The sequence below is a fragment of the Luteibacter sp. P4_D7_3 genome, from assembly GCF_056401735.1.
In genome coordinates this window covers 1-9,919 of record NZ_JBFUIT010000134.1, presented here as the reverse complement: position 1 = coordinate 9,919, position 9,919 = coordinate 1, and the positions used below count along the sequence as shown (strand labels likewise).

General features: G+C 62.9%; 19 protein-coding genes and 1 pseudogene. 9 read left to right on the top strand and 11 right to left on the bottom strand.

Going from position 1 to position 9,919, the window contains the following annotated elements:
- Positions 1–111 precede the first annotated feature (111 nt).
- The 11 genes from AC1DSN_RS12795 to AC1DSN_RS12745 all read right to left on the bottom strand — a co-directional run bounded on the left by AC1DSN_RS12795 (position 112) and on the right by AC1DSN_RS12745 (position 5,368).
- Positions 112–594, bottom strand: a complete 483-nt coding sequence (locus AC1DSN_RS12795) for a nuclease domain-containing protein (protein WP_477297041.1) — start codon at positions 592–594, stop codon at positions 112–114.
- Positions 591–1,049: a hypothetical protein gene (locus tag AC1DSN_RS12790; protein ID WP_477330998.1), complete on the bottom strand. Its 459-nt coding sequence runs from the start codon at positions 1,047–1,049 to the stop codon at positions 591–593. Before AC1DSN_RS12790 ends, AC1DSN_RS12795 begins: the two co-directional genes overlap by 4 nt.
- Entirely contained in the window at positions 1,049–1,756 is a 708-nt protein-coding gene (locus AC1DSN_RS12785) for a metallophosphoesterase (protein ID WP_477330996.1), read from the bottom strand. The genes AC1DSN_RS12790 and AC1DSN_RS12785 overlap by 1 nt, the downstream gene beginning before the upstream one ends.
- A gap of 202 nt (positions 1,757–1,958) precedes the next feature.
- Complete coding sequence (locus AC1DSN_RS12780) at positions 1,959–2,144, bottom strand: hypothetical protein (RefSeq protein WP_477330994.1); 186 nt, start codon at positions 2,142–2,144, stop codon at positions 1,959–1,961.
- 20 nt (positions 2,145–2,164) lie between these two features.
- On the bottom strand, positions 2,165–2,413 hold the full coding sequence (locus AC1DSN_RS12775) for a hypothetical protein (RefSeq protein WP_477297035.1): 249 nt from the start codon (positions 2,411–2,413) through the stop codon (positions 2,165–2,167).
- On the bottom strand, positions 2,410–3,153 hold the full coding sequence (locus tag AC1DSN_RS12770) for a DUF6475 domain-containing protein (RefSeq protein WP_477330992.1): 744 nt from the start codon (positions 3,151–3,153) through the stop codon (positions 2,410–2,412). The genes AC1DSN_RS12775 and AC1DSN_RS12770 overlap by 4 nt, the downstream gene beginning before the upstream one ends.
- A complete protein-coding gene (locus AC1DSN_RS12765; RefSeq protein ID WP_477330990.1) occupies positions 3,107–4,204 on the bottom strand; it encodes a helix-turn-helix domain-containing protein in 1,098 nt (365 codons plus the stop codon). Before AC1DSN_RS12765 ends, AC1DSN_RS12770 begins: the two co-directional genes overlap by 47 nt.
- Positions 4,201–4,506 carry a winged helix-turn-helix domain-containing protein gene (locus AC1DSN_RS12760; RefSeq protein WP_477330988.1) on the bottom strand — a complete coding sequence of 102 codons (306 nt, stop codon included), beginning with the start codon at positions 4,504–4,506 and terminating at the stop codon, positions 4,201–4,203. Before AC1DSN_RS12760 ends, AC1DSN_RS12765 begins: the two co-directional genes overlap by 4 nt.
- A 125-nt stretch (positions 4,507–4,631) precedes the next feature.
- Positions 4,632–4,826 (bottom strand): hypothetical protein, encoded by a 195-nt coding sequence (locus AC1DSN_RS12755; RefSeq protein ID WP_477330986.1) that lies wholly within the window; start codon positions 4,824–4,826, stop codon positions 4,632–4,634.
- 30 nt (positions 4,827–4,856) lie between these two features.
- Positions 4,857–5,060, bottom strand: coding sequence for a hypothetical protein (locus AC1DSN_RS12750; protein ID WP_477330984.1), 204 nt, complete (start codon positions 5,058–5,060; stop codon positions 4,857–4,859).
- A gap of 71 nt (positions 5,061–5,131) precedes the next feature.
- Complete coding sequence (locus tag AC1DSN_RS12745) at positions 5,132–5,368, bottom strand: YdaS family helix-turn-helix protein (protein WP_477330982.1); 237 nt, start codon at positions 5,366–5,368, stop codon at positions 5,132–5,134.
- A gap of 83 nt (positions 5,369–5,451) precedes the next feature.
- Here AC1DSN_RS12745 and AC1DSN_RS12740 point away from each other — a divergent pair, with 83 nt between their 5' ends.
- The 9 genes and pseudogenes from AC1DSN_RS12740 to AC1DSN_RS12700 form a co-directional block, all read left to right on the top strand.
- Positions 5,452–6,174, top strand: a complete 723-nt coding sequence (locus AC1DSN_RS12740) for a S24 family peptidase (protein WP_477330980.1) — start codon at positions 5,452–5,454, stop codon at positions 6,172–6,174.
- A gap of 45 nt (positions 6,175–6,219) precedes the next feature.
- Positions 6,220–6,291 (top strand): annotated as a pseudogene (locus AC1DSN_RS12735) (zinc ribbon domain-containing protein); the annotation flags it as partial.
- A gap of 102 nt (positions 6,292–6,393) precedes the next feature.
- Complete coding sequence (locus AC1DSN_RS12730) at positions 6,394–6,825, top strand: hypothetical protein (protein WP_477297911.1); 432 nt, start codon at positions 6,394–6,396, stop codon at positions 6,823–6,825.
- Positions 6,826–6,956: 131 nt separating this feature from the next.
- A complete protein-coding gene (locus AC1DSN_RS12725; protein WP_477297908.1) occupies positions 6,957–7,133 on the top strand; it encodes a hypothetical protein in 177 nt (58 codons plus the stop codon).
- A 3-nt stretch (positions 7,134–7,136) separates the two neighbouring features.
- Entirely contained in the window at positions 7,137–7,403 is a 267-nt protein-coding gene (locus tag AC1DSN_RS12720; protein ID WP_477330978.1) for a hypothetical protein, read from the top strand.
- Positions 7,400–7,687 carry a hypothetical protein gene (locus AC1DSN_RS12715; RefSeq protein ID WP_477297904.1) on the top strand — a complete coding sequence of 96 codons (288 nt, stop codon included), beginning with the start codon at positions 7,400–7,402 and terminating at the stop codon, positions 7,685–7,687. Before AC1DSN_RS12720 ends, AC1DSN_RS12715 begins: the two co-directional genes overlap by 4 nt.
- Complete coding sequence (locus tag AC1DSN_RS12710; RefSeq protein WP_477297903.1) at positions 7,684–7,890, top strand: hypothetical protein; 207 nt, start codon at positions 7,684–7,686, stop codon at positions 7,888–7,890. Before AC1DSN_RS12715 ends, AC1DSN_RS12710 begins: the two co-directional genes overlap by 4 nt.
- Before the next feature lie 285 nt (positions 7,891–8,175).
- Complete coding sequence (locus tag AC1DSN_RS12705) at positions 8,176–8,862, top strand: Lcl domain-containing protein (protein ID WP_477297902.1); 687 nt, start codon at positions 8,176–8,178, stop codon at positions 8,860–8,862.
- 64 nt (positions 8,863–8,926) lie between these two features.
- A partial coding sequence (locus tag AC1DSN_RS12700; RefSeq protein WP_477330976.1) for a hypothetical protein occupies positions 8,927–9,919 on the top strand: 993 nt, incomplete at its 3' end.

Below are 9,919 nucleotides of genomic sequence, written 5' to 3'. Positions count from 1 at the left end.
AGCCAGCCGTCTCGGGGTAGATCGTCCAGCCACCCATGGCCCGCATGTCGGCGATGAAGAGGTCGCAGAGCGCCGCTTCGGTCGGGAACTTTGCCTTGATCTCGGAGGCTTTCAAGCTTCGATCCCCTTCACGGTAATGAGCCCCTTGGCGATCATGCGCATCCATGTGCGCACGAGTGCCCGCAGGCAGTAGAAGTCGCGCTCGGCCTCGTAGGCGGCGCGGTCACGGGTTTCGGCCAGGGTCGGCGAGTCCGTCCAGCGGTTGCACTCGCTGCAGGCGTACACGGCCTGCAGGTCCATAGGCTTCAGTGCCCCGCCGCAGTCACCCAGCCACCGCAGGTGCGCCAGTACGACCGTCTTCGGGTCGTAGAGGCACACACCGGCCTTCTGGACCGTGCAGCCTTCGTCCTGGGCGGACTTGCGGAGCGGCGTCATCGCCGGCCGCGACGTTCGCATAGGCGCGGCACGCTTCGGCCTGGCCATCGCGTCCACCACGGCGCCGGCGCCATCAGGCCGACCCATGACGGGGACGCGGCCGAGTGCCTTGCCCCGTGGCATAGGCGTCTTGCGCGCGAGACCTTTTGAGGGCCTCATGCCGCCCGCCGACGCGGATGCGCATCTTCCGGGAACTCAAGGATCACCCCCACCGTGGCGTAGTGGTTCTGCATGTCGATGAGGTACTGGCTCAGCTGCTGCACGGTCATGAGTGAAGTGACCGGGATAAAGCGCATCGCCTTGAGCTTTTGCTCGTACGACAGATGCCCCTTCATCGACGCGTCGTACATCTCGCGGAAATCTTCATCGTGCGCGCGCAGGATCGGCACGCCAAAGCGCAACTTGCACTCCGCTTTGACATCTTCCGGAGCGTCCTCGCGAAGCTCACGCGAGACCTGCTCGTACCAAGCATGCGAGATCGCGTTCTGGTCGAGCGACCGGTCCTTACCGGTCTTGATGGTCACGCGCAGGTAGTGGTGCTTCCTCCACTGCTCGCGGATGTCACCGAGGATGATCTGCAGGCGCTCAACGCTGTTCACGACGACGGCACCCATCACGCTGCCTCCGCAGTAGAGCCGACGGCGCGTACCTTCCCGATCTCCATCATCGTCAGGCCGTTACTGAAGACGGCTCCGGTGTCGATATAGATGACATTGCCCAGGACGGTCGGCGTCTTCACCGGCGTGTGTCCCACGAAGAGCGCGAACAGGTCCGAGACTCCAGTCTCGTCGCGCGCCTGGATGCGCGAACGGGACCACAGTGCGACCTCTACCAGCTTGTGCCGCCGACTGTTCGAAAGGTCACCATCGATCTCGGCGACGAACTCATCCCACGAGCCACCCCAGATGTCGGCATGGACAATGCCGATGCGCCCGACGGCGTGATCTATCTCGATCGCTACGGGAAGCGTTTCGAAGGCCTGCGCTGTGAGCTGCTGGCGATAGTCGTCCAGGGCAAGGAACCAGCCGCCACCGTTGCGCAGGTAATTCGAGTGATCGTGCTTGCCGGCGGCGACGCCGATGGCCATCTGCTCGTGATTGCCGCGAACGGCGTGGAACCAAGGGCGCGCGATCCAGTCGACGGCCTCCTCGGATGAAGGACCCCGGTCGACCAGGTCGCCCACCGAAAAGAGACGGTCGCAGTCCTCGTCGAACTGCGCCAACGCGATGGCGTCGCGCAGCGCATCGAAACATCCATGCACGTCACCGACGACGAAGTCCCGGCCGGCGGTGTTGCGGGGGAAACGCTGAATGCGGCTCATGCCACTCGCTCCCAATAGCGAGGCGCCGAACCAACTTGCTTGACGCGCGGTGCGGCGCTGCCCAGCCGAACCGCACCGGCCCTATTCAGGCGACGGAGGAGCGCGCGGATCTGGAGCTCGCCGCAGAACACCACCGGCTCGAGCTCGCGTACCGTCATCGGGCGCGAGGCCAAAGCCTTCAGGATCCGACTCTCGGTGGGGCTCATGCCACGCGCTCCCAGCGATAGGTCGGCGCACCCATGCGACGGACTCGCTCAGCCTTCTCGCCGCGGCGGATCTTCCCGTCTTCGACGAGCAACGCGACCGTGGCGCGGACGTACTGGTCGGAGTAGCCCGTGGCGTCCATGAGATCGTTGATGGTCTTGGGACCCGTCGATACTGCGTTCATCACGGCTTGCTGCACGGGGCTCATGCGGCCTCCCATGAGTCGATCTCAGGCTTCGCCGTCGTAAGTAGCTGCGGCTGCAACGGCGCGCCGAACGTCATCACCTGGTGCCAGACCTTGCCGGTCACCAGCGCACGGAGACGCTCGCGCCAGGACATCGTCCAGCAGCACGTCACGACGCCATCGGAGGCAACGTGCGCTGGCAGCGGGAGATACTCCGGCTGGTCCTTGGCGATCGTTACGGTGACTTCGGGAAAGGATGTGAGCTTCATGCTGCCCTCGGGGGTTCGGGTTCGTCATTGGTGGGTTGTGTAGCGGCCAAACGCTTCGCTACCAACCGCGATGCTTCTCGGCCATCGGTGATCCGAATCGCCCCCTCCCTACTCCCACGATCCATCACGAGCGCAGCACGCTCCGGATCGCCCACGAGTGCGGGAGGCGTAGGGGTGGCATAGCCGTTGGAACGGTTGTCTGACTCGTGGCCGCCGATCAGGTAGGGCGAGTAAGCCGGGGTTTCGCGGCGCAGCCGGTAGCCCTGATAGCGGCGCTCGAATTCGCGCGCCTTGAACGGAAGCTCGGCCTCATTCGTGCTGCACAGGGCGTACCAGCCTCCCATCTCGTCCAGCACGACGTGAATCAGAGGATCATCGAAAGCCACGGAACGCATGCGGCCAACGGAGCCGATGGCCTTCAGCACCTTCGCCCAGGCGGTCATGCCCTGCGTTGCCGTCGATCCCTCGATCAACTTCACGACATCGGCGACCTTGGGCGCCCACTGGCCGTTGTCCGGGTTCTGCGCGTGCAGGCTGAAGGCGCGCGACACGTCCTCAAACTCGAACCGCTTCAGCGCATCCCAGAAGATGCTAAGCATGAACAGCGATGCTTCCTTGCCGTAGTACGCCATGGCGGCCGTCAGCAGATCGGCGAATCTTGTGCTTTCGTTTTCTTGCATCGTCGTGGCCAAGTCAGCGTTGATTTTGCGAAGCGGCGGATTGCTCAGCGAGCCACTCATCGGCGACGCGCTTGTTGCGTTCTTCCAACTGCTGCTGTTTGCCTCTCGGGCCGAAAGCTCCGGCCACCACCACGTCCTGCGTGACGGTTGGGACCTGATCATTCCAACGTTCGCCGTTGAGGTAGGTCGAACCGTAGGGAATGAACTGGCCGCCTTTTTCAAGCCACTTCGGAGTCTTCGATTGCAGGGCCAAGGCCGCGAGGATCGTCGCAAGAAGGTCAGCGGTTGGCTTGAGCTTCACCCAGGCTTTGGCGGCATCCTTGCGACCTTCCTTCCGGGGATACGCTGCCCAGAACTCATCGAACCGATCCGTCGCATCGATCGCGTCCGCGTTGTGACGGTTGCTTTCCTTGACGGTTAGTGACGGTTCTTGACGGTTAGACGGCACCTGCTGCGGGGGTTGGCGCGGCATCTGCGGGGGTTGGTGCATCTCCTGCGGGGGTTGCTGCGCAGTATCTGCGGGGTGCATCTCCTGCGGGGTGCACGACGTGCGGGGGTTGCCACCTGCGTTTTCCGGATTAGTCACTCGCTTGTTCAAGCAGAGCGGCGCATCAATCACGCGAGTGAGAAGCTCGGTTTCGGCCACGTTCGCTTCGCCGCGGGTGGGATAGGTGCCGAGGATCTCGCGCGAACAAGATTCCTTCTCACTCATGAGCCAGGCCGAGTGCGCGCCCGAGCCGAAGTAGACATCCATCTCAGGCGCGCATGCGCAGGTCCGGCTGCCGACGTAGAACTGGCCTGTGGGGACGTGTGTGATCCGGTAGATATAGTGGACTTCCCTGGCGCTGGTTCCGGTGAACTTGCTTGGCGTTAGCCAGTAGCGTGTATGCCGGCCGTTGCTACGGTCAGCGGAGAGGACGGATGCCTGCTCAAGCCATTTGATGGCGCCCTGCACCGCGCGCTCGCTGAAGCACGTACGCTCCGCGATGGTTGCAATGGACGGCCAGCAATTACCCTGATCATTCGCGTTGTCGGCGAGCGAGATCAGCACCGCCTTTGGCGTCGGCGGCATCTGTAGGGGCCAGCACTGACCCATAAGCGTCGTGCTCACTGCGCAAGCCACCATGTCGTGACCAGCTTGCCGCTGATAGAGCACCGGCGAGGGTCGCCCTTGCGCACGGCGCCAGCCTTCTCAGCATCGGGTAGCCGGCGAGCTGCCTCGTGGCGCTCCAGTCCGGTATGGTCTGCGATCTCGGCACTTGTGAGGCCCTCAAAAGCCCTCACCTGGGCCACGACGATTTCGATATGGCACTGACGTGCGCCGCTGGCCGTGTGGCTCTCGGCGGCGTCATGGGAAGACTGGGGGTCGGTGGCCCTGGCGGCCGGAAACTCGATGCGACGGACGTGCGACATGGACGGAACCTCTTTGGCAGGTCCCTCGCTATTATTCACATGCGCGAGCGTGTGGCCGTCTGAAATGACCGCTTGAGCCATGGCCGTTTCGCCACCGAAAAGATTCATCTGATCGCGAGCAGCATTCACAGGTCGTCCCTCTTGAGGGCCCTGATAGGCACCACATTGGCCCGGTGCTTACGAACTACGAAGCGTTCGGTGATTTCTTCGCGCGCAAGGCGCGACACGGCTTCCTCTTGGGAGATGCCGTGTTTAAGCGCAAACGCCTTGATCCGAGAGTTCTCGGAAGGCGTCAGTTGGATGCCGTCGTCAAGCCGCACAGGGCCTCCAAAGGGACTGCAATGGGTACTTCAAGCGGCGATCGCGTTGCCGGTACGCTGCTCACGTGCTTCGGCGCGCTCGATACGCTCCAGGCGCTCAAGCACTAGGTCACGGAGCAACACGGCAGGCTGCGTCTTGTTGATGCGCGCAAGGGCATCAACCAAGGTGCGCTCGTCATCATTGAGGCGAACCTTGATGACCTTGTTCCGTAGGTGGGTCTGTTCGGCGTACATCGGCGAATCCTTTGAGAGGTGCTCGTGTGGTTGAGGAATGGAGTCACGCGGCAACGAGCCGCGAGGGGGAATCAGGCGGCTTTACGCTTGGGCTTCGCGCTGGACCGAGGCGTCGGGCCCCATACATCGGGCCGGAGAGAAGCTCGCGTCACTTCGCCTTCGGTGAAAGCCTCGATTGCCGTAGCAAGAGATGTGCTCGCGTTCCGACGACCGGTGGCGATCTGCCAGAGGTAGTCAGGATTGGCATTCACGCCCTCAGCGAGGGAGCGGCGGCGGCCTGTATCGGCGATGTAGGTATGGAGGTCCATGGCCGAAGGCTAGCAGAGTGCTATCGAAAGTCAATAGCATGATGCTCGTTGCCGAACCTAGCAGTCTGCTAGACCATTCAAGGATGAATACGGGCTCGCATGAAATTGAGGAAATGAAAGCAGCCAGGCGCCGCCGGCTCGCTCTTCTTGTGGACGAGATAGGGCAAGCTGAACTCGCCAGGGCCGCCGAAATGAGCCCGGCTTACTTGTTTCAGATGAGCAAGGCCGAGGGTAAGCAGGCTCGCGGCGTCAGCGACGCGAATGCCAGGAAACTGGAGATCGCGGCGCGGCGCCCAAAGGGCTGGCTCGATGGTCTGGTCGATTGGCACGACCTGCAACGGCGAAATGCTGAATCTCAGTCAGTACCGAGATTTGAGACTGGCGAGGGCTATGTTCGCTTCCCACTCTTGGAAGGATTCGCGGGCATGGGTAAAGGTGATTACGTCGGCGACTACCCAGAGGTCGTCGAGAGCCTTCGTGTCTCGCGTGAGTGGGTTGAGCGAAAGCTGCCAGGCGTACCTCCTGACGTGATCCGCGTGATTACCGGCCGCGGCGATAGCATGAAAGGTCAGTACAACGATGGTGATCTGATCTTCGTCGACACCCGTATTAAAACGTTCGATCAGGACTCCGCGTACTGCTTCCGTTGGGAAGGTCGCGTGCTAGTGAAGCGCCTTCAGTTCGTTGGGCGTGGAACGCTACGGATCCTCAGCAAGAACCCCGATTACCCGGCGATCGATGCGCCTCTTGACGACATCGAGATAGGTGGCCGCGCGCTCGCGGCCTGGACACTCAAGGAGTTCTGACGAAGGTCAGGACGCAGCTCTACTACAAGGATTCAGGGGAAGAACATGGCTTTGCTCAAGTGCCCAGATTGCGGCGGAAACGTCAGCGACAGCGCACCTACTTGCCCCCACTGTGGGCGCCCCATGATGGCGGCCCCTCCAGCGCAGGCGGCTGCACCCGCAAAACCCGTAAAGCCAGTGAAGCCACCAGCGAAGAATCACGGATGCGGAACGCTGATCGTGATTGTCGTCGCCGTCGTGATTCTGGCCGCTGTGTTCGGCGACCACGACAAAAAGCCGAAGGACAGCACGCCCTCCCCTACCGCTGCCGCCGCGGCAGCCGATGAGGCGAAAAGGGATGAGGAGTGCGCCACCGACGTGGTGTGCAGTGCGAAGAAACACGCTGGAGCGGCTGAGGTCTACTGCAAGCCACAAATTGAGGCGCGCGCCCTTCATGACGTGAAGTGGACTGACAAGTTTCTCGACCCGATGATGAGCCGCTACAAGTGGGCCGGCGATAAGCACGATGCGATCGTCTACATCGGCGACAAAGTGGCCTTTCAGAATGGCTTCGGCGCGTACAACCCCATGATCTACCTATGCACCGTTGACCTGGCGTCCGAGCGGGTTACGAAGTTGGAGATCATTGAGGGGCGCCTGCCGGCTGATTGACGCTGTCTACCTATCGGCGCAACGTCGATAGGCAAAATCAATAGCACAAGCTAGCATGGTGCTATTGCTATTGGTTAGCAGTCTGCTAGTCTTATCTCCAACGCCGGACCAGAACCGGCTTGGAGATAGCCATGAGCATCACGACCGCCTCGGACCTGATCACTAACGCCCTCGCCGCCGGCCGCATCAGCGCCGAACTCGCGAAGCGCGCCCAGGTCGCCGTCCGTGAATCGTCGTACTACGGCCAGCGCATGACGAACCGGGACCGCGCCCGCATCGTCGCAGTCCGCTTCGGGATCGAGGGCTAAGCCATGGGCGCCCTCACCTTCGTCAGCGCTAATAGCCCGGCCTTCGTTGCTGCCGTGCAGATCGGCGGCCAGGCGCTCAAAGTCAATGACCTGATCGCGGATCTGGAAGCCGACACGGCGACGCCCGCCGCCGTGATCGCCGAGGCGCACGTGGCCTACGAGGCCCTCAATCGCGCCTCCCTCGCCCTGTTCGAGCGCGCCATCGGCATCGCAAAGGCGCATGGCCATTACACCGACCTCGCCGCCCAGGCGATGGAAGKTGCGGCATGAGCGCCTACGAGGAACGGATCGATCGCCAGGTATTCGATGCCTTCGACCATGAGGCTCTGGTTCGCGATTTCATCGCCACGACCGAAACGCAGTTGCTCGGCGACGACGAGACCTTCGCCGAAGGCTTGAGCGATGCGCTGTTCGATCCCCGCAGCTGCAGCCAGATCGTTGCCCTCTTCCGCGAAGGCGACCTCCTGCGCGCTGCGCAGCTGATGCGGGACCACGTCCCGACCTACGTGGCCGAGAAGGCCGAGACCAAAGCCGACAAGGAGTTCCGTGTATGAGCACCGTCGTCCCCACCACCCACATGCAGTACGTCCGCCGCATTCGCCGCTACGGCCGCCAGCACGGCGTCACCGAGGCAGAGATGCGCGCCGCGATCCACGCCGGTCTGCCTCTCCTCACCGAGCGAACGCCCGAGTCGGTCTCGTATGAGCATGCTCGCCGCTTCCGCAATGTCGTGCCGACCGGCACCACCGCAGCATGAGGCCCCACATCTTCTCTCGGGACGGCAGCTGGTGGTGCTCTGGCCAGGGCATTGATTGCTCGGCCGCGACGTGGCGATCCGCCTACACCAAGTGGCTCGTCGAGCGCGCTTCTCGCCACAGGGTCCCCGCATGAAGCGCGCCCTTACCTGGTGGATGTCCGCCCCTTGCGAGCTCAAGTACGCGGCTGCTGGCTTCATCGCTCCGCACGTCCTGCTCGGCCTCATGTGCTGGCTCGGTAAGTAACCAATTTCAACACGCCGGCAGCGCCGGCAAAGGAATTCGCAATGACGAAGAACCCGATCTCTCTGACGCCCGTTGAGTCCTCGCAGATCCACAGCATCGGCCACGACGCGACCACCAACACGCTTGCCATCCGCTTCAAGAACTCGAAGGGTGACGCCAGCGGCCTGTACCACTACGACAACTTCAACGCCGAGGACTTCGCTGCGTTCAGTGGCGCCGAATCGATTGGTTCGTACTTCGGCAAGAACATCAAAAAGTCGGCCGCGTACCCGTTCCGCAGGATTGACGAATCCGAAGCGATGGTCACCGAGCAGTCGGCCCCCGCGCCGTCGCGCTTCGACACAAGCGCCCCTGGCATCACCTCCGACAACTCAACCGGACTGGTCTGGACCCGCGCCTACGCCACCGAAGGCGAAGTGACGTTCGCTGATGCTGAGGCGGCCGTCGCCTCGCTCAACGAGCAGGGCTTCATGGGCTTCTTCGACTGGCGCCTGCCGACTGTGCACGAACTGTTCGGGCTGATCGACCACGCCCGCTACGCCCCGGCGATCGACACGGACGCCTTCGAGTCCGCGGCCTATGACTGGGTGTGGACTGGCACGCCATTGGCGTCGGCTTCGGACGACGTCTGGGTCGTCTTCTTCGGCTACGGCGACGTCAACCACCACCGCCGAGACAACTACGCCTTCGTGCGTGCGGTGCGCGGCCCGTCGCCGGCCGGTCAGTAATCGGCCTTTTGGGCTCTTTCTCTTTCTAAGACCGCGCCGGCGGATACCGGCAAAGGAATTCGATATGTCCCGCTCCGACCATGGAAGCAGTTCGAACTCGCAGGGGAATGCCCTGTCCGTGCGCGAGGAATTCGGGGGCACCACCTCCAACCTGGCCGTGCAGGAGACCGCTTCCACGGCGGTCGCCGCCCAGGCTAAGGCCATGGTCGAGGCGCGCTACGTCATGGCGATGCGCCGGCCCCGCCAGTGGGACCAGGTGCGGCAGGACCTGCTGAAGGAGTGCAAGCGCCCCAGCTTCGCCCACAACAAGTCGGCTTACTACCGCAAGCCCATCGGCAACGGCGTCGAAGGTCTTGGCATCCGTTTYGTCGAGGTTGCCATCCGCTGCATGACGAACGTTCTCGTCGAGACCAGCATGATCTTCGAGGACGACACGAAGGAAGTGCACCGCGTCTCGGTGACGGACCTCGAATCAAACGTCACATATCCGCTCGACGTTCGGGTCACCAAAACGGTCGAGCGGTCGAGGCCGAGCGAAGACGGGACCTACCTCAGCGTCCGCAAGAACAGCTACAACAAGAACGTCTACACCGTTCCGGGCACCGAGGACGACATTCTCAACAAGCGCGCGGCCCAGGTGTCCAAGGCCATCCGCACCCTCGGCCTTCGCATCATCCCCGGCGACCTGCAGGACGAAGCTGAGGCGATCATCAAGTCGATCCGCCTGGACGAGGCGGCGCGCGATCCCGGCGCCGAGCGCAAGAAAATCGCCGATGCCTTCGCCGAGATCGGCGTCAAGGCATCCGACCTTGCCGACTACCTTGGCCATGCCCTGGACACCTGCTCGCCTACTGAGTTGGTGAACCTCCGTGGCATCTATGGGGCGATCCGCGACGGCGAATCCTCGTGGAAGAGCGTCATGGAGAACAAGGCCGAGCAGGCCGGTAGCTCCACGTCGGCAGCGGCGGCCTCACGCACGGAACTCCCCGAGTGCACGGCCGAGACCTTCGAGAAGAAGAAGGCCGGGTGGCGGATGGCGATCGAGACCGGCAACAAG

Excerpts from the sequence above, each read along its gene's own strand:
- AC1DSN_RS12795 (WP_477297041.1), bottom strand. The coding sequence starts at position 594 with ATGAGGCCCTCAAAAGGTCTCGCGCGCAAGACGCCTATGCCACGGGGC.
- AC1DSN_RS12790 (WP_477330998.1), bottom strand. The coding sequence starts at position 1,049 with ATGGGTGCCGTCGTCGTGAACAGCGTTGAGCGCCTGCAGATCATCCTC.
- AC1DSN_RS12785 (WP_477330996.1), bottom strand. The coding sequence starts at position 1,756 with ATGAGCCGCATTCAGCGTTTCCCCCGCAACACCGCCGGCCGGGACTTC.
- AC1DSN_RS12780 (WP_477330994.1), bottom strand. The coding sequence starts at position 2,144 with ATGAACGCAGTATCGACGGGTCCCAAGACCATCAACGATCTCATGGAC.
- AC1DSN_RS12775 (WP_477297035.1), bottom strand. The coding sequence starts at position 2,413 with ATGAAGCTCACATCCTTTCCCGAAGTCACCGTAACGATCGCCAAGGAC.
- AC1DSN_RS12770 (WP_477330992.1), bottom strand. The coding sequence starts at position 3,153 with ATGAGTGGCTCGCTGAGCAATCCGCCGCTTCGCAAAATCAACGCTGAC.
- AC1DSN_RS12760 (WP_477330988.1), bottom strand. The coding sequence starts at position 4,506 with ATGTCGCACGTCCGTCGCATCGAGTTTCCGGCCGCCAGGGCCACCGAC.
- AC1DSN_RS12750 (WP_477330984.1), bottom strand. The coding sequence starts at position 5,060 with ATGTACGCCGAACAGACCCACCTACGGAACAAGGTCATCAAGGTTCGC.
- AC1DSN_RS12745 (WP_477330982.1), bottom strand. The coding sequence starts at position 5,368 with ATGGACCTCCATACCTACATCGCCGATACAGGCCGCCGCCGCTCCCTC.
- AC1DSN_RS12740 (WP_477330980.1), top strand. The coding sequence starts at position 5,452 with ATGAATACGGGCTCGCATGAAATTGAGGAAATGAAAGCAGCCAGGCGC.
- AC1DSN_RS12725 (WP_477297908.1), top strand. The coding sequence starts at position 6,957 with ATGAGCATCACGACCGCCTCGGACCTGATCACTAACGCCCTCGCCGCC.
- AC1DSN_RS12715 (WP_477297904.1), top strand. The coding sequence starts at position 7,400 with ATGAGCGCCTACGAGGAACGGATCGATCGCCAGGTATTCGATGCCTTC.
- AC1DSN_RS12710 (WP_477297903.1), top strand. The coding sequence starts at position 7,684 with ATGAGCACCGTCGTCCCCACCACCCACATGCAGTACGTCCGCCGCATT.
- AC1DSN_RS12705 (WP_477297902.1), top strand. The coding sequence starts at position 8,176 with ATGACGAAGAACCCGATCTCTCTGACGCCCGTTGAGTCCTCGCAGATC.